The sequence below is a fragment of the Mesorhizobium sp. M0048 genome (assembly GCF_040323405.1).
Taxonomy (GTDB): Bacteria; Pseudomonadota; Alphaproteobacteria; order Rhizobiales; family Rhizobiaceae; genus Mesorhizobium.
In genome coordinates, this window is record NZ_JAMYUV010000016.1 from 80,465 (window position 1) to 97,304 (window position 16,840).

14 protein-coding genes are annotated in these 16,840 nt (G+C 63.5%); 8 read left to right on the forward strand and 6 right to left on the reverse strand.

Going from position 1 to position 16,840, the window contains the following annotated elements; all coding sequences use genetic code 11:
* Window positions 1–40: 40 nt before the first annotated feature.
* Window positions 41–493 (reverse strand): preprotein translocase subunit SecG, encoded by a 453-nt coding sequence (gene secG / locus NKJ84_RS16335; RefSeq protein ID WP_254817294.1) that lies wholly within the window; start codon window positions 491–493, stop codon window positions 41–43.
* Window positions 494–655: 162 nt separating this feature from the next.
* A complete protein-coding gene (gene tpiA, locus NKJ84_RS16340; protein ID WP_352507308.1) occupies window positions 656–1,423 on the reverse strand; it encodes a triose-phosphate isomerase in 768 nt (255 codons plus the stop codon).
* Window positions 1,424–1,564: 141 nt separating this feature from the next.
* Between tpiA and NKJ84_RS16345 the strand changes: the two genes are divergently transcribed.
* Genes NKJ84_RS16345 through NKJ84_RS16365 form a run of 5 tightly spaced genes read left to right on the forward strand, consistent with a single transcriptional unit; the run spans window position 1,565 to window position 6,994 of the window.
* Window positions 1,565–3,457, forward strand: a complete 1,893-nt coding sequence (locus tag NKJ84_RS16345; protein ID WP_352507309.1) for a peptidyl-prolyl cis-trans isomerase — start codon at window positions 1,565–1,567, stop codon at window positions 3,455–3,457.
* On the forward strand, window positions 3,454–4,464 hold the full coding sequence (gene trpD, locus NKJ84_RS16350) for an anthranilate phosphoribosyltransferase (RefSeq protein WP_352507310.1): 1,011 nt from the start codon (window positions 3,454–3,456) through the stop codon (window positions 4,462–4,464). Before NKJ84_RS16345 ends, trpD begins: the two co-directional genes overlap by 4 nt.
* Before the next feature lie 4 nt (window positions 4,465–4,468).
* Window positions 4,469–5,281: an indole-3-glycerol phosphate synthase TrpC gene (gene trpC, locus NKJ84_RS16355; protein ID WP_352507311.1), complete on the forward strand. Its 813-nt coding sequence runs from the start codon at window positions 4,469–4,471 to the stop codon at window positions 5,279–5,281.
* 1 nt (window position 5,282) lies between these two features.
* Entirely contained in the window at window positions 5,283–5,789 is a 507-nt protein-coding gene (moaC, locus tag NKJ84_RS16360; RefSeq protein ID WP_352507312.1) for a cyclic pyranopterin monophosphate synthase MoaC, read from the forward strand.
* The gene (locus tag NKJ84_RS16365) at window positions 5,789–6,994 is read left to right on the forward strand and encodes a molybdopterin molybdotransferase MoeA (protein ID WP_352507313.1); all 1,206 of its coding nucleotides are present in this window, start codon (window positions 5,789–5,791) and stop codon (window positions 6,992–6,994) included. Before moaC ends, NKJ84_RS16365 begins: the two co-directional genes overlap by 1 nt.
* Before the next feature lie 7 nt (window positions 6,995–7,001).
* Here NKJ84_RS16365 and NKJ84_RS16370 read toward each other — a convergent pair whose 3' ends face one another.
* Window positions 7,002–7,832 carry a hormone-sensitive lipase gene (locus tag NKJ84_RS16370; RefSeq protein WP_352507314.1) on the reverse strand — a complete coding sequence of 277 codons (831 nt, stop codon included), beginning with the start codon at window positions 7,830–7,832 and terminating at the stop codon, window positions 7,002–7,004.
* A gap of 96 nt (window positions 7,833–7,928) precedes the next feature.
* Window positions 7,929–9,176, reverse strand: coding sequence for a kynureninase (gene kynU / locus NKJ84_RS16375; RefSeq protein WP_352507315.1), 1,248 nt, complete (start codon window positions 9,174–9,176; stop codon window positions 7,929–7,931).
* A gap of 448 nt (window positions 9,177–9,624) precedes the next feature.
* On the opposite strand from kynU, the gene lexA reads away from it, so the two are divergent.
* Entirely contained in the window at window positions 9,625–10,359 is a 735-nt protein-coding gene (lexA, locus tag NKJ84_RS16380; protein ID WP_023674949.1) for a transcriptional repressor LexA, read from the forward strand.
* On the opposite strand, the gene NKJ84_RS16385 is transcribed toward lexA, so the two are convergent.
* Window positions 10,353–12,818, reverse strand: a complete 2,466-nt coding sequence (locus tag NKJ84_RS16385; RefSeq protein WP_352507316.1) for a ComEC/Rec2 family competence protein — start codon at window positions 12,816–12,818, stop codon at window positions 10,353–10,355. The genes lexA and NKJ84_RS16385 overlap by 7 nt on opposite strands.
* A gap of 96 nt (window positions 12,819–12,914) precedes the next feature.
* Between NKJ84_RS16385 and gltX the strand changes: the two genes are divergently transcribed.
* Both gltX and gltA read left to right on the forward strand, forming a co-directional pair.
* Entirely contained in the window at window positions 12,915–14,336 is a 1,422-nt protein-coding gene (gene gltX, locus NKJ84_RS16390; RefSeq protein WP_352507317.1) for a glutamate--tRNA ligase, read from the forward strand.
* A gap of 179 nt (window positions 14,337–14,515) precedes the next feature.
* Window positions 14,516–15,844 (forward strand): citrate synthase, encoded by a 1,329-nt coding sequence (gene gltA / locus NKJ84_RS16395; RefSeq protein ID WP_352507318.1) that lies wholly within the window; start codon window positions 14,516–14,518, stop codon window positions 15,842–15,844.
* A 91-nt stretch (window positions 15,845–15,935) separates the two neighbouring features.
* On the opposite strand, the gene NKJ84_RS16400 is transcribed toward gltA, so the two are convergent.
* A partial coding sequence (locus NKJ84_RS16400; RefSeq protein ID WP_352507319.1) for a lipid-A-disaccharide synthase occupies window positions 15,936–16,840 on the reverse strand: 905 nt, incomplete at its 5' end.

Here is a 16,840-nt window from a genome sequence, read left to right on the forward strand (position 1 = left end):
TGTGTTCAAACGACAACAGATCGCGGCATAAGATGCCCGATTACTGGTTGGGGACCTGCGGCGTGGCCGGCGCGGTGGCGCCGTTTGTCGCTGGCGGCGTGGCCGGAGCGGTTGCCGGCGGCGTCGTTGCCGCGCCATTGCCGGACGGCGGGGTCGGCGCCGTGGTGCCCGAAGGCGGCGTCGGCGTCGTGGTTCCGGGCAATTGGTTGAGTACGCCCTTGCCTGCCCCGTCCGAGGTCGCCGGCACGCGATCGAGAATGTCGATCGGCTTTTCGCCATAGCGCGCTACGATCGACAGTGTCAGCGAAGTGACGAAGAAAGCTGCGGCCAGGATCGCCGTCGCCCGCGTCAGCGCATTGGCGGCGCCACGCGCGGTCATGAAGCCCGATCCGCCGCCGATGCCGAGGCCGCCGCCTTCGGAGCGCTGCAGCAGCACCACGCCGACAAGCGCGAGCACGACCATGAGGTGGACGACGATCAGTACGGTTTCCATAATTTATCCTGGCAAGGCCTGGTGCGGCCGCTGATTTGGAGGCGGCTCAATACAATGCTTTGACGGCATTTCCAAGCCCGTGGCCGGAATATGGGAAGCAATGCGTCCTTTGCAACGATTTCGGCGCCGGCCGTCCGCTCAAATGCAGCAAGCAGCCTTGTATCAAGCGATGTTTCGATAGGCTTCCGCGATGCCGAGGAAGTCCGCCGCCTTTAGGCTGGCGCCGCCGACCAGCGCGCCATCGACATTCCTGACGCCTAGCAACTCGACGGCGTTGGACGGCTTGACCGAGCCGCCGTAGAGAATGCGCATCTTGGCCGCCGTATTGCCGAGCTTCCGGGCCAGTTCTTCGCGGATATGCGCATGTGCCTCGGCGACGTCGGCGGCGGTCGGGGTCAAGCCGGTGCCGATCGCCCATACCGGCTCATAGGCAATGACGGTGTTGGAAGCCGTGGCGTTTGGCGGGACCGAGCCAGCGACCTGGCGCGACAGCACGTCGAGCGTGGCTCCTGCTTCGCGTTCGGCTCTTGTCTCACCAATGCAGATGATGGCCACCAGCCCGGCACGCCATGCGGCGGAGGCCTTGGCCTGCACTAAGGCATCGTCCTCCTTGCGATCGGCGCGGCATTCGGAATGGCCGACAATGACATGGCTGGCTCCTGCATCCTTCAGCATCTCGGCCGAAATGCAGCCGGTATAGGCGCCGCTTTCCTCGGTGTGGCAATCCTCTCCGCCGGCCCGCACCGGTGTGCGCGACAGAATCTCGGCGGCGTGCGCAAGTAAGGTCGCCGGCACGCAGAGCACCGCTTCGGTCTCGGCGTCGAGCCCGCTCATGAAGCCGTTGCCGATCATCCTGAGCTCGTTGAGCGAGGCGCTGGTACCGTTCATTTTCCAGTTGCCGGCGACGAGCGGGCGGATTCCAGGCGTCATGGGATTGTTTCTCCGGGCAATTTCCAGCTGGCCCTCACTATCAAAATCAGGCCACAAAGCAATCGACAGTGAGCAGGAAGGGCGCTATTGCGCTTGTTTCAGACTCGGCGCATGCGAAATGCGCAAAAATCGGAAGTACTCATGCTTGGTATGTTGAGAAGTGCGGCAGGGACCTGGGTCGCGAAACTGCTGCTGTCATTGTTGGTGTTGAGCTTCGCCGTCTGGGGTATCTCGGGACGGCTGATGGGCGGTCTTGCCGGCCATGACGCCGTGATCACGGCCGGAGTCACCAAGGTCTCTATCAACGAATACCGCCTCGCCTATGATCGCCAGCTCAGCGTCATGTCGCAGCAATTCGGCCAGCGCATCAGCCGTGAGCAGGCGACGGCGCTCGGCATCGACAACCAGGTGCTGGCGCAACTCGTATCGGGTGCCGTCCTCGACGAGCAGGCCCGCAAGCTCGGCCTCGGCCTGTCCAAGGACCGGCTCGCCGAACTGACGCGTGAAGACCCGGCGTTCAAAGGGCCTGCCGGAACCTTCGACAGGAGAACGTTCGAGTACCTGCTTCGGCAGATCGGCATGCGGCCGGAAGACTATTTGAAGAACCGCGCCCAGGTCGCGGTCCGCCAGCAGATCGTCGAGGCGGTTTCGGACGGCCTCAAGGCCCCTGATACATTCTTCAAGGCGGTCGCGCTCTATCGCGGCGAAGATCGCACCATCGACTACCTGACCTTGCCGAAATCGCTTGTCGAGCCGATAGAAGCGCCGTCCGACAGCGTGCTTTCGGCCTATTTCGAGGACAACAAGAAAACCTACGCCGCGCCCGAATACCGCAAGTTCTCCTATGTCAGGCTCGAGCCGGAAGACATCATGGATTTGAGCGCGGTGACCGACCAACAGGTCAGCGACGACTACAACAAGAACAAGGCGCGCTACACCACGCCGGAGATGCGCACCATCGAGCAGCTTGTATTCAAGACGCCTGATGCCGCAAAGGCGGCGCTCGATTCGCTCAGGACCGGCGCGACTTTCGACAAGATCGTCGCCGCCGAGGGCAAGACCCCGGCCGACACGCTGCTCGGCACGCTGGCCAAGGACAAGATCGCCGACAAGGCGGTCGCCGACGCCGTCTTCAAGCTCAACGTCAATGAGGTCAGCCCGGTCGTACAAGGCGCATTTGGTCCCGTTCTGCTGCGCGTCACCGAGATCAAGCCGGAAGTGGTGAAGCCGCTGGCCGAAGTATCCGAGCAGATACGCAAGGACCTGGCACTGGGCGAGGCAAGCCGCATCTTGCTGGACGTGCACGACAATTACGAGGATACGCGCGCCTCGGGCAGTTCGCTCGCCGAGGCAGCCGCCAAATTGAAGCTGAAGGTCGTCACCATCGACGCCATCGACCGCACCGGCCAACGGCCGGATGGAAGCATCGTCAAAGACCTGCCGGAATCGCCGGCGCTCATCAAGGCGGTGTTCGAATCCGAACCCGGAACCGACAATGAAGGTCTCACCACCGCCGATAACGGCTTCGTCTTCTACGACGTGAGCGCGATCACGCCGGCCCGTGACCGCACATTGGACGAAGTCCGCCAGAAGGTCGTGGCCGACTGGACCGCGGCGGAGACCACCAAACGGCTCACCGCAAAAGCGCAAGAGCTCGAGAAGCGTCTCAAGGCCGGCGCGACGCTCGAGGTGATCGCCGGTGAGCTCAAGCTCGAAAAACAGACCAAGCGCGGCGTCAAGCGCGATGCTGACGACGTCGATTTCGGCAAGGAAGGGGCCGCCGCGATGTTCGGCGTCGGCGAAGGCGGCACCGGGCTGATCCCCTCGCCCACGGGCGACGGACAGATCTTGTTCAAGGTTGCCGAGGTATTCGAGCCCGCCGGGGCCGACGCCAGCTCAGTACCCCAGGACGCACAGAAATCCTTCACATCCGGCATGTCCGACGACCTGCTCGACCAGTTGGTAGCGCAGTTGCAGACGCAATATGACGTCCGCATCGATCAGACGGCCGTAACCCAAGCCCTGGCCAGATGAGCGCACTGAAGATCCACATCGCCAAGGTCGCCGCCGGCAGCGCTCTTTCTTTCGAGGAGGCGCGCGAGGCCTTCGACATTATCATGTCGGGCGATGCTACTCCGGGCCAGATAGGCGGCTTCCTGATGGCATTGCGCGTGCGCGGCGAGACCGTCAGCGAGATCGCCGGCGCCGTCGCCACCATGCGCGCCAAGATGCTGCGCGTCGAAGCCCCCGAGGGCGCCATCGACATTGTCGGCACCGGCGGCGACAATTCGCACAGCGTCAACATTTCGACCGCATCCGCCTTCGTCATCGCCGGCAGCGGCGTGCCCGTCGCCAAGCACGGCAATCGCGGACTGTCCTCGCTGACCGGCGCCGCCGATGTGCTGATCGCATTGGGCGTCAAAATCGACATCCCTCCGGAGACGATCGGCCGCTGCATTCACGAGGCCGGCGTTGGCTTCATGTTCGCGCCGGCGCATCACCCGGCGATGAAGCATGTCGGCCCGACCCGGGTCGAGCTCGGCACCCGGACCATCTTCAACCTGCTGGGCCCGCTTTCCAATCCGGCCAGTGTCAGACGGCAAATGGTCGGCGTGTTCCTGCCCGAATGGATCATGCCGGTGGCAGAAACGTTGAAGGAGCTTGGCGCCGACCACGCCTGGGTCGTCCATGGCGACGGCTATGACGAGATCACCACCACCGGCGAAACGCAGGTCGCCGAATTGGCCGGCGGCGAGATACGCAGCTTTGTGCTGACCCCGGAAGCAGTCGGGCTGACGCGTCACACCAAGGACGAGTTGCGCGGCGGCGACGCCGCCCACAACGCCCAGGCACTGCGCGACATGCTGGGCGGCGCCGCTGGCGCCTTTCGCGATACGGTGCTGATGAATGCCGGCGCCGGGCTGGTGGTGGCCGGCAAGGCGACGACGCTTGCCGACGGCATGGTAACGGCGGCGCAGGCCATCGACAGCGGCCGCGCGCTGAAAGTGCTCGACAGGCTGGTCGAGATTTCGAACGGTTAAAACCATGTCCGACATCCTGCGCAAGATCGAGGCTTACAAGCGCGACGAGATCGCGGCGGCCAAGGCACGCGTGCCATTGGCCGAGATCAAGGCACGGGCGACGGATGCCGACGCGCCGCGCGGCTTTCTTTCCGCCCTTGAGACTAGGCGCAAATCCGGCGGGTTCGCGCTGATTGCCGAAATCAAGAAAGCTAGCCCATCCAAAGGCCTGATCCGCGCCGATTTCGATCCGCCGGCGCTGGCCAGGGCCTATGCGAAAGGCGGTGCCGCCTGCCTTTCGGTGCTGACCGACACACCCTCTTTCCAAGGCGCGCCCGAATTCCTCACCGCTGCGCGCGCTGCCGTCGAGTTGCCTACCTTACGCAAGGATTTCCTGTTCGACCCCTATCAGGTCTACGAGGCCAGGGCATGGGGCGCCGATGCCATCCTGATCATTATGGCCAGCGTCGACGACGCGTTGGCAAGAGAACTCGAAGCGATAGCTTTCGGGCTCGGCATGGACGCGCTGGTCGAAGTGCATGACGAGGCGGAAATGGAACGTGCGCTGCGGCTGTCGTCGCGGCTGATCGGCATCAACAACCGCAATCTCCGGACCTTCGAAACCAGCCTCGAGACCTCGGAACGGCTGGTAGCGATGGTACCGAGCGGCCGCCTTCTAGTCAGTGAGAGCGGGATCTTTTCGCATGACGATTGCCGCCGGCTGGAGCGGAGCGGCATCGCTACTTTCCTGGTCGGCGAGAGCCTGATGCGTCAACAGGACGTGGCCGCGGCAACGCGCCTGCTGTTGACGGGCAAGGCGCCGGCAGAGGCGATCTGAGATGGCGGCCGCCCTCACCCATCTTGGCGCGCAGGGCGAAGCCAACATGGTCGATGTCGGCGACAAGGCTGAGACGGTGCGCACGGCAGTCGCGGAAGGTTTTGTCGCGATGCGGCCCGAGACGCTGGACATGATCCTCGCCGGCGACGCCAAGAAGGGCGACGTGCTGGGCACCGCGCGCATTGCCGGCATCATGGCGGCCAAGAAGACGCATGAACTGATCCCGCTCTGCCATCCGCTGCTGCTGACCAGGATATCTGTCGACATCGAGCCGGACGCCGCACTGCCCGGCCTGAAGGTGACGGCATTGACCCGCGTCATCGGCAAGACCGGCGTTGAAATGGAGGCCTTGAGTGCCGTCTCGGTCGCTTGCCTGACCATCTACGACATGGCCAAGGCGGTCGACCGCGCCATGGTCATCTCCGGCATCAGGCTGGTTGAAAAGACCGGCGGTAAATCCGGCGACTACAAGATCACCGGAGACGAGGCCACCGAGGCAGGCCGATAATGGCGCTGGTCCCAGTTGCCGAGGCGCTCGAGCGCCTGCTGGACGGCGCAGCAGCGCTGCCGGGCGAACGCGTCGCACTGCTGGATGCCGCCGACCGCGTGCTGGCGGAGCCGGTTGTGGCGCTCCGCACCCAGCCGCCGTTCAACGCCTCCGCCATGGACGGCTATGCCGTGCGGGCGGCCGATATCGCGTCCGTACCGGCAAAGCTTTCGGTGGTCGGCATGGCGCCGGCCGGACGCGGCTTTGCCGGAACGGTGCAGCAGCGGCAGGCCGTGCGCATCTTTACCGGCGCGCCGCTTCCCGAAGGCGCCGACACTATCGTCATCCAGGAGAACGTCCGCGATCTCGGTGGCGGCAGCGTCGAAGTGACGGAACCGACGGTGCAGGGGCGCAACATCCGCCGCCTCGGGCTCGATTTCGCCAAGGGCGATGTCCTGCTGCCCAAAGGCCGCCTGCTCGACCCGGCGGCCTTGTCGCTGGCGGCATCGGCCAATCACCCCGAGGTGCGCGTGGTCAAACGGCCGCTGGTCGCCATCATCGCCACCGGCGACGAATTGCTGCCGCCGGGCAGCGATCTTGGCCCCGACCAGATCATCTGCTCCAACGCCTATGGTGTCGCTGCCGCCGCACAGTCGGTCGGTGCGCGGGCGCTCGACCTTGGCATCGCGCCGGACCGCAGGGAGGCGATCGCTGCGCTGGTTGAAAAGGCCGTGAAGGCTGGCGCGAACGTCATCGTCACGCTGGGCGGTGCCTCGGTCGGTGACCACGACTTCGTGCATGACGTGCTGACCGGGCAAGGCATGACGCTCGATTTCTGGAAGATCGCCATGCGGCCGGGCAAGCCACTGATGTTCGGGCGGCTGGGAGACATTCGCTGCATCGGCCTGCCCGGCAATCCGGTGGCAAGCCTGGTCTGCACTCAGCTCTTCCTGAAGCCGCTGCTGGCGCGGCTCGGCGGCCGCGCCTTTCAGCAGGATATACGTCGGGCACGGCTCGGTGCCGCCATGCCGGCCAACGATCTCAGGCAAGATTATGTGCGGGCTGTTGTCATAGATGACGCCGGTACGCTCGTGGCGACGCCGTTCGGCATCCAGGACTCCTCGATGCTGAAAATGCTGGCCGATGCCAACGGGCTGATCGTTCGCGCGCCGTTCGCGCCTGCCGCGGCGGCGGGCTCCCCCTGCGACGTGCTGATGCTACGCTGAACCTGCCTCACTCCGAGATCAAGGTCCGGGTCAGCGGATGGTCTGGATCGGCCAAACCGTCGATGATGTTGAAATGATGCCGGTCAGGCTCGACGACCGAGCTGGTCGCGGTACCCAGGCCGATCCAGATGTTGGCCAGCAACGCGCTCTGACGCAGGAATTCGGCGCGCTCGCCGCCGCCGGCCCAGCAGGTCAGGCGGGCCTTGTCCATCGGGCGCAGCAGCACCGGGCTTTCGGCCTGCGCCTCGGCCTCATCGATCGCGATCGTCTTGTTCATGCCGGTGCGCATGATCGGGCGCAAATCATGCACCCCCGAGATCGACACCACGTGACGAACGCGCCGGACGACTTCGGGCGCCAGCGGCGTCGTCGCCGTAACCATCCGGCTAACAAGATGGCCGCCGGCCGAGTGCCCGGTCAGCATCAGCGGCCCTGGGACCATCGCCGCCGCCTTGCCGATCGCCGCGCCGACTTCCTTGACGATTCCGCCAATGCGTATCTGCGGACAGAGCGTGTAGGACGGCATCGCCACCGCATAGCCGCGATCAACAGGGCCAGCGGCAAGATGCGACCAGAAATTCTTGTCGAATTCCATCCAGTAGCCGCCATGAACGAACACCACGAGTCCCTTGGGCTTGATGGCCGGCAGGAAAAGATCGAGCCGGTTGCGTGGGTTGTCGCCATAGGCCATGTCGAGCCGCGCCCTGCCCTCGGTCGAAAGCACGTCGCGGAAAACCCGCGCGGGCTCGATCCAGGCCGCCGGCCAGCGATCGCTGCCGGCTATGTTGGCGCCGTTGGCATAGGCGTTGTCCCAATCGGCAATGTGACGTTCGAACACCCTGCGCCCTCCCTGGCAATATGGCCTTGCAACCTAGCCGTGAGCATCGCGCGGCACGTCGTCGCCAGCCTCACGATTCCAGCTCTCGCATCAATCTCAAGTGACAGCTGCTTTGATGGCGAAGCGCGCATCCTTCCACGCACCGGTGCGCAGGATATCCTCAAGCACTTTGACGGCCTGCCAGACATCGGCATAGCCGACATAGAGCGGGGTGAAGCCGAAGCGCATGGTCGATGGCGCGCGAAAATCGCCGATCACGCCACGTTCGATCAGCGCGCGCATGACCTGGTAGCCATGCTCATGCATGAATGAAATCTGGCTGCCGCGTTTTTCCCCATCGCGCGTGCTTTCGAGCGTGAGCCCGTAAGTGCCGCACTTTGCCTCGACAAGCTCGATGAACAGATCCGCCAGCGCGATGCTCTTCTTGCGCACCGCCGTCATGTCGACATCGTTCCAGATGTCGAGCGCGCCCTTCAGCGTGCGCATCGACAGGACCGGCTGGGTGCCGCACAGAAACCGGCGGATGCCGGTGCCGGCCGCATAGCCTGGCTCGAAGGCGAAGGGCCGTGCATGGCCCCACCAGCCGGTGAGCGGCTGCTGGATGTCGGAAAGATGCCGCTCAGCCACATAGATGAAGGCAGGCGCGCCCGGGCCGCCATTCAGATATTTGTAGGTGCAGCCAACGGCAAAATCGGCGTTTGCCTTGTCGAGCTCGACTGGCATCGCGCCGGCGGTGTGGCAGAGATCCCAGACGATCATCGCCCCGGCTTCCTGAGCCCTGCGCGTCAGCGTCGGCATGTCGCGCAGTTCGCCCGACTTGTAGTTGACGTGGTTGACCAGCACCACCGCGGTGCGTTCGTCGATCAGCTCTTCGATGGTCGGCGCGTCGACCCCCGAGAGGCGCAGCAGCGCATCTTTTCGCGTCGAAACCACACCCTCAGCCATGTAGAGGTCTGTCGGAAAACTATCGCCCTCGGCGACGATGACCTGCCGCTCCGGTCGCATGGCCATGGCGGCGTGCAGCAGCTTGTAGATGTTGACCGACGTCGTATCGCAGACCACCGTCTGGCCGACCGCGGCACCGATCAGGCGCCCTAGCTGGTCGCCAAGTTCAAGCGGCATGTTGAACCAGCCGGCCGTGTTCCATGCGCGGATGAGATCATGCGACCATTCTTCGGTCGCGGCCTTGTACAATTCATCGAAAGCGGCACGTGAAGCAGCTCCTAGCGAATTGCCGTCGAGATAGATCACTCCTTGCGGCAAGACAAAGCGGTCGCGCATCGCGCCCAGCGGATCCGCGGCATCCATCGCCTTTACGGCCACGAGATCGGGAATTCCCGTCATGATTTGCCTGCTCCCTCAAAAAATCCAACGCAACGCCGGACACGCATCAACTGTTCTTCCATTACCGGGTAGCGCGTAGCAAGGCTCCACCGGCGAGAAGCAGCCTGACCAGGCGGTGGAAACCTGGAGTTAGCCCGAGGTTGGCGTTTTGAGTTCGTTTCGTTCACGGTGCATTGACCAAACCGCACAGTCGATACGGGTTCAATTCCGTGCCCTTTGCCGACCGACGGCCGATGCCAGTGCCGCCTTCAAGGAGGCCAGAACGGCGCAAACGAAAGCAGAATCAAGGGGATGAGGCTCGCGGCGGTGAAAATACGGTACGCCGGTAGGGGACGTCGTTTGTTTCCCGAGCCTTAACGCATTCATTAAACTTTAAACAGTTGCGGAACACAACTGGAACAGATAGTGTCTGTTCTGGGTTTGTTTTCTGATTCTGTTGGGGGTCGCTATGCTGACACGCAAACAACACGAACTGCTTATGTTCATCCACGAAAGGTTGAAGGAAAGCGGTATCCCACCTTCCTTCGACGAGATGAAGGAAGCGCTCGACCTGGCTTCCAAATCCGGAATCCACCGACTGATTACGGCGCTGGAGGAGCGCGGCTTCATTCGCCGTTTGCCCAACCGGGCCCGTGCGCTGGAGGTACTACGCCTGCCTGACTCGATCGCCCCCGGCCTCAATGCGGCACGCAAGTTCTCGCCGAGTGTCATCCAGGGCAGTCTTGGGCAAGGTGCCCCTCGGCAGGGCAAGCCCACATCGTCGCGCGTCCCTGCAGCCGGCAATGACGACGATGTCGTCGCCGCCGTTTCGATCCCGGTAATGGGCCGCATCGCCGCTGGTGTGCCGATCGATGCTATCCAGCACCAGACGCATTCGATTTCGGTGCCGCCGGATATGATCATGGGCGGCGAGCATTATGCGCTCGAGGTCAAAGGCGATTCGATGATCGAGGCTGGCATTTTCGACGGCGACACGGTGATCATCCGCAACGCCGATACGGCGAGCCCCGGTGAGATCGTGGTGGCCTTGGTCGACGAGGAGGAAGCGACGCTGAAGCGGTTCCGCCGCAAGGGCGCCTCGATCGCCCTGGAGGCCGCCAATCCGGCCTACGAGACGCGCATCTTTGGACCAGACAGGGTCAAGGTGCAGGGCAAGCTCGTTGGGCTGATCCGCCGCTACTGAGTTGCGCCCTTGGTGCCGGCTTTTGGATTGTCGGCTCTGCGGTATGGCGGCAGGCCGCGCGCCGCGCGTGAAAATTTCCGCTGCACGTGCCAGGGCCGGTATGATTTTTCGACGGCGAAGCGGATTTCGGCGCGTGTTGCCGCTTGTGGATCGAAATAGACGGCCGCACTTCCCGCGCGCGCCAGTTGCCGTTTGGTGACGACGAGGACCAGCCGGTCGTAGTAGCAGGGATTATGGGCGGTGGCGTCGTCGATGACGATCAAGCTGGCGAAGGCGCAGGCTGGCCGTGCGGTATCGCGGTCCTTGGCTTGCGCAATGATCGCGCCGGATGGATGCCTGGCGAGGCAGAGACCGTCCGTGCAAATGAACGGCATGCCCGGCGGTAGGTCGGCCGGATCGGCAATGTCGAATTGCGGATCGTTCTTTCCAGGTGTTTCCGGCGCGACGATAGCCTCTGATGTGAGCGCGCGTTTCCAGTTGTCGATCGTGAACTCATTCGGGCGTGCCCGGTTGACGGCGAGCTCACCGCTGCCGATCGGCAGCGCGACCAGCCGTGCGTCCTCCGAGATCAATACGTCGGGTACGCGCGTCTGCGTTGTCGTTAGCAAGCCGGCGAGCGCAAAAGGAATTGCCGCGAGCCGCAACCAGGTCGTCGCCATGCTGGCAACGACGAGGGCGATCGTCACCAGAAGGACAGATCTCAGCGAAATCAGACCCACCGCATCGATCGGCGAGCGCTCGGAGATCCAACCGGACAGGGCGATCATCGCCGTCAGCCCTTTGCCCATCACGTAAAGGAAAGGCCCATCCGCGCCGAACGGCATCGCCAGCGCGCTGAGCACGGCGAAGGGCATGACGACCAGTGAGACGATAGGCATGATGGCCAGATTGGCGAACAGGCTGAGCGGCGCTACGCGCTGGAAATGCCATATGGCGAAAAGCGCCGTGGCGCTCCCTGCAATGATCGAGGTCATCGCCAGGCCGCCCATGCCCAGCAGGACCTTTCGCGTGGCCAAGCGTAGCGGCGATCGCCGGGGCGGCGGCGTGGTGGCCCTGCCGGTGCGGTAATCGGACCAGCCGGCATAGGCGCCGACAAGGGCCGCCGTCGCGGCGAAGGACATCTGGAAGCTCGGACCGACCACCTCGTGCGGCGACACCAGAATGACCGCGATGGCCGAGATCGCCAGATTGCGCATGGTGAGCGCGGCCCGGTCGAACAGCACGGCGATGAGCATCACCGCCAGCATGATGAAGCTGCGTTCGGCCGCCACCACAACGCCGGAAAAGACGAGGTACGCCGCGATCGAAAAAAGCGCGGCGGCTGCGGCATATTTCTTGACCGGCCGTCGCGATGAGAAGTCGGGAAACAGCGCAAAGGCGCCGCGCAGCAGCGCCATGATGGTGCCGGCGACCAACGCCATATGCAGCCCCGAGATGGAGATGATGTGGTAGATGCCTGTACGCCGCATCGCTTCGTTGATCTCCTCGGGAATGCCGGCGCGCACGCCAACGATCAGCGCAGCAGCAATCTCGCCCTCGGCGCCGCCGATGCGGCTGCGGATATGGTCGGCGATGGATTCGCGCGCGTCTTCGATCGCGGAAGAAAGCCGCGCGGCAAGCGGCATGCTGCCCGAAGCCACGACCTTCGGATTGCCGAGAAAGAAGCCGCTGCCGCCGATACCGGCGAAATAGCTGTCGAAGGAGAAATCATAGCTGTCGGGCCGCACCGGGCCGGTCGGCGGCAGCAACCGCACATAGCCGGCGATCTCGGAACCAGCGGCCAGCTCAGCCGGTATCTTCATCGCCGAAATGCGGACCCGTTCCGGCATGTAGCGCAGCGTCGGCCTGGCGGTTGAGATCACATCGATCGTCAGCCTGATGCGGCCGCTAGCCATGGGTTCGTACGATACGACGCGACCCGTCAGCCGCGTCGAGATTTCAGAACCGAGCACATGCGTCCCGACACGCCAGGTCTCGAACTTGGCGGCAAGCACGCCAAGCGCGCAGAGCAGCGCCACCATGAAACACAGGCGCGTCCTGGGCCATGAACGCGAGACGACCGTACAAAGGGCCGCGAGGAGCACGATTGCGATCGGCTGCGGAAAGGCTGGCTCCACCGACAGCGCGAAATATACGACCACCCCGCATGCGAGGAACACCGGCACCAGCAGGAAGGCGACGCCACGGTCGAGTTCCAGGCCGGCTGCCGAGGTTACGCTGTTGCGGATACAGGACGGTGACGGGAGGCGGAAACGACGGCGTAGGCGCACGATGGGCTCGCCCGCGGGCACGAGAACCGTTGCTGGGTCGCTGGCCGGCAGCGACGGAGCATCGAAGCGCGGAGCGGGCAGCAATGCCGATACCGGCAGGGCAGGCGGGGGAGCGGCAAACAGCAAGCGTTCGCTGACGCCGCTACCAGCGTCCTCGCCCTCGCCCGCACCACGGCCTCGCACAGCCATCGGGTCTGCCCCTTGCGCCCTCGACCTCCTATGCTACATGAACGCGCAACGCGCGAAAGTCCGCAAACCCACTTCCTTGGCCCGCCTGAGAGTTCCATGCCCGATAAGGTCGTCACCCGTTTTGCCCCCTCGCCCACCGGTTATCTGCATATTGGCGGCGCGCGCACGGCGCTGTTCAACTGGCTGTATGCCAAGCACACAGGCGGCACGATGCTGCTGCGCATCGAAGACACCGACCGCGAGCGCTCCACCGAGGCGGCAACCGCGGCCATTCTCGACGGGCTTTCCTGGCTTGGCCTGACATGGGACGGCGAGCCGGTGTCGCAGTTCGAGCGTGCGCCGCGCCATCGCGAGGTGGCCGAGGAGCTCGTTCGCATGGGCAAGGCCTATTATTGTTATGCGACGCCTGCCGAGCTGGAAGCAATGCGCGAGAGCGCACGGGCCAAGGGGCTGCCTCCCCGCTATGACGGACGCTGGCGCGACCGCGACCCGTCGGAGGCGCCGCCCGGCGCCAAGGGGGCGATCCGCATCAAGGCGCCGACAGACGGCGAGACGGTGGTGCATGACCGCGTCCAGGGCGACGTGCGTTTTCCCAACAAGGATCTCGACGATTTCATTATTCTGCGCTCGGACGGCAATCCGACCTACATGCATGCCGTCGTCGTCGACGATCACGACATGGGCATCACCCACATCATCCGCGGCGACGATCATTTGACCAACGCCGCACGCCAGACCGTAATCTACCAGGCCATGGGCTGGGAGGTGCCGTCGATGTCGCATATCCCGCTGATCCACGGTGCCGACGGCGCCAAGCTGTCGAAGCGGCACGGTGCACTTGGCGTCGAGGCCTATCGCGCCATGGGCCACCTGCCGGAGGCGCTGCTCAACTATCTGGCGAGGCTTGGCTGGAGCCACGGCGACGATGAGATCATGTCGATCGCCGACATGATCGCATGGTTCGACATTGGCGATGTCAACAAGGGCGCCGCCCGTTTCGACTTCGCCAAACTCGAGGCGCTCAACGGCGTGCATATGCGCCGGATGAACGACGCGGCGCTGCTCGACATCTTCATCGCCACTCTGCCCTATCTCGAAGGCGGCCCGGCAATCGCCGCCCGCCTCGACGACAGACGCAAGGCGCAACTGCTTGCCGCTTTGCCCGGCCTGAAGGAGCGCGCCAAGACGCTGGTCGAACTTGTTGAAGGGGCTGCATTCCTGTTCGTCGAGCGGCCGCTGCCGGTCGACGAGAAAGCGGCGGCGCTGCTCAACGGTGAGGCGCGCGCGATCCTGCAGGGCGCTCATGCGGCACTGGCCACGGTTTCGGACTGGTCTGCCGCCTCGGCGGAAGCCGCGATCCGCGACTACGCGCAGGCCGGCGGCCATAAACTCGGCGCCGTGGCCCAACCTTTGCGCGCCGCGCTCACCGGCAAAAGTACCTCGCCAGGTGTCTTTGATGTGCTTGCCGTGCTGGGCCGCGAGGAAAGCCTGGCGCGGATCGCTGATCAAATCGATTAGCGAACTGGCCCAAGAAGATTGGCATTGAAAGGTGTGTTTCGCAGTGCAACATTGGGTCTTGGCCTAATCTGGCTCGCAGATTCAATTGCGGGCGCAAATGTGCGTATTCCGATGCTTTTGACGTGTTGGGTTCAGATATTTTGCCTTTGCCGGCCTGAGGAAACAAAAAGGAGTTTGCTATGACCGAACCTGCGACGAAAATGGAATTTGGCGGCAAAACCCAGGCATCGACGGCAAAGCTGGAGCTCGGCGGCAAAACCCATGAATTCAAGATCCGAAGTGGTTCGGTAGGACCTGACGTCATCGACATCGGTTCGCTCTACAACACCGCCGGCGTCTTTACCTACGACCCCGGCTTTACGTCGACGGCGAGCTGCGAATCGGAAATCACCTTCATCGATGGCGATGCCGGCATTCTTTTGCACCGCGGCTACCCGATCGACCAATTGGCCGAGCACGGCGACTTCCTCGAAGTCTGCTATCTCTTGCTCTATGGTGAATTACCGACCAAGGCCCAGAAGGACGATTTCGACTACCGGGTGACGCGCCACACCATGGTGCATGAGCAGATGTCGCGCTTTTTCACCGGCTTCCGCCGTGATGCGCATCCGATGGCGGTGATGTGCGGCGTGGTCGGCGCACTGTCGGCCTTCTATCACGATTCCACCGACATCTCGGATCCGTATCAACGCATGGTCGCCTCAATGCGGCTGATCGCCAAGATGCCGACAATCGCGGCGATGGCGTACAAATACCACATCGGCCAGCCGTTCATTTATCCGAAGAACGAGCTGAATTTCGCAGCCAACTTCCTGCATATGTGCTTCGCCGTGCCTTGCGAGGAATACAAGATCAATCCGGTGCTGGCGCGCGCGATGGAGCGCATCTTCATCCTGCACGCCGATCACGAACAGAACGCCTCGACTTCGACCGTCCGCCTGGCCGGCTCGTCGGGCGCCAATCCTTTTGCCTGTATCGCTGCCGGCATCGCCTGCCTGTGGGGTCCCGCACATGGCGGCGCCAACGAGGCAGCCCTGAACATGCTGGGCGAGATCGGCCATGTCGATTCCATCCCGGAATTCATTGCGCGCGCCAAGGATAAGAACGATCCGTTCCGATTGATGGGCTTTGGCCACCGCGTTTACAAGAACTACGATCCGCGTGCCAAGATCATGCAGAAAACCGCGCACGAAGTCCTGGGCGAGCTCGGCATCAAGGACGATCCGCTGCTCGACATCGCCATGGAGTTGGAAAAGATCGCGCTGACCGATTCCTATTTCATCGAGAAGAAGCTCTACCCCAACGTCGATTTCTATTCCGGCATCACCCTTAAGGCGCTGGGCTTCCCCACCACTATGTTCACCGTACTGTTCGCGGTCGCCCGCACGGTCGGCTGGATCGCGCAGTGGAAGGAGATGATCGAGGATCCGCACCAGAAGATCGGTCGCCCGCGCCAGCTCTATACCGGCGCGCCGGAACGGGATTACGTGCCGATCGCGAAGCGGTGAAGATAGCGAGTAGCGAGTAGCGAGTAGCGAGTAGCGAGTAGTAGCTGAAGCAGCTTGGCCGTTACCGCCAGCACCATTTCCTATTCACTATTCACCACTTCCTCACCATATCCATCACCACCCCCGCAGCAATCTCGCCTGACGGCGTGGCGGTTGCCATACGCCTGGCAATGTCGGCAAAACCGTGCTTCTGCCAGGTGCGGTAGGCGGTATCGGAGAACAGCGCTTCCAGTTGCCGCGCCAGATAATGCGGCCGCACATATTGATTGTAGTGTTCCGGCACAACCGGCCGGTCGGCAATGAGATTGGGCAAGGCTGCGCTCCATACTTTGATCAGCGGCTGCGCCATGCGTATGACCGGATCGAGCCGGTAGCAGGAGATCATCGGCACACCTGCCAGTGCAAGTTCCAGCGATACCGTCCCCGACGCGATCAACGCCGCATCCGCCTTGCCGAAGGCCTGCCATTTGCCTTCGGCATCAAGGATGATCTCCGGCTTCTCATCCCAGCTCGCAACCGAGGTCCTGACCAGGTCGGCGACGTGCGGGACCGTCGGCAACAGCAGGCGCAAGCGGTGCCCCCGCGCCCGCAGGATCGACACCGTCTCGCCGAACGGCCCGACCAGGCGTCGCACCTCACCGCGACGCGAACCGGGCAATACGAGCAACGTTTTGACGTGATCTGCGGACAGGTCACGCGGCTGCGCCTGCGCCCTGGCGGCACTGACTATGCCCGGATCGTGTGCAAGGCGATGCCCGACATAGGTCCCGAGCGGCCCACCCAGGCGAGCGAGTTCCTTCACCTCGAACGGCAGGATGCAAAGAATGTGATCGACATACGGTTTCATCGCCGCCGCCCTGCCCGGCCGCCAAGCCCACACGCTCGGGCAGACATAGTGGACGATCGGGATAGTCGGATCGGCGGCACGCACCTTTTTGGCGACGCGCAGCGAGAAATCCGGACTGTCGATGGTGATAAGGCAATCGGGCATTTCAC

Bases quoted from the DNA above. Each gene is read 5' to 3' on its own strand.
- kynU (WP_352507315.1), bottom strand. From the start codon at position 9,176: ATGACGGGAATTCCCGATCTCGTGGCCGTAAAGGCGATGGATGCCGCG.
- gltX (WP_352507317.1), top strand. From the start codon at position 12,915: ATGCCCGATAAGGTCGTCACCCGTTTTGCCCCCTCGCCCACCGGTTAT.
- trpC (WP_352507311.1), top strand. From the start codon at position 4,469: ATGTCCGACATCCTGCGCAAGATCGAGGCTTACAAGCGCGACGAGATC.
- NKJ84_RS16385 (WP_352507316.1), bottom strand. From the start codon at position 12,818: ATGGCTGTGCGAGGCCGTGGTGCGGGCGAGGGCGAGGACGCTGGTAGC.
- tpiA (WP_352507308.1), bottom strand. From the start codon at position 1,423: ATGACGCCTGGAATCCGCCCGCTCGTCGCCGGCAACTGGAAAATGAAC.
- moaC (WP_352507312.1), top strand. From the start codon at position 5,283: ATGGCGGCCGCCCTCACCCATCTTGGCGCGCAGGGCGAAGCCAACATG.
- lexA (WP_023674949.1), top strand. From the start codon at position 9,625: ATGCTGACACGCAAACAACACGAACTGCTTATGTTCATCCACGAAAGG.
- NKJ84_RS16365 (WP_352507313.1), top strand. From the start codon at position 5,789: ATGGCGCTGGTCCCAGTTGCCGAGGCGCTCGAGCGCCTGCTGGACGGC.
- NKJ84_RS16345 (WP_352507309.1), top strand. From the start codon at position 1,565: ATGCTTGGTATGTTGAGAAGTGCGGCAGGGACCTGGGTCGCGAAACTG.
- gltA (WP_352507318.1), top strand. From the start codon at position 14,516: ATGACCGAACCTGCGACGAAAATGGAATTTGGCGGCAAAACCCAGGCA.
- trpD (WP_352507310.1), top strand. From the start codon at position 3,454: ATGAGCGCACTGAAGATCCACATCGCCAAGGTCGCCGCCGGCAGCGCT.
- secG (WP_254817294.1), bottom strand. From the start codon at position 493: ATGGAAACCGTACTGATCGTCGTCCACCTCATGGTCGTGCTCGCGCTT.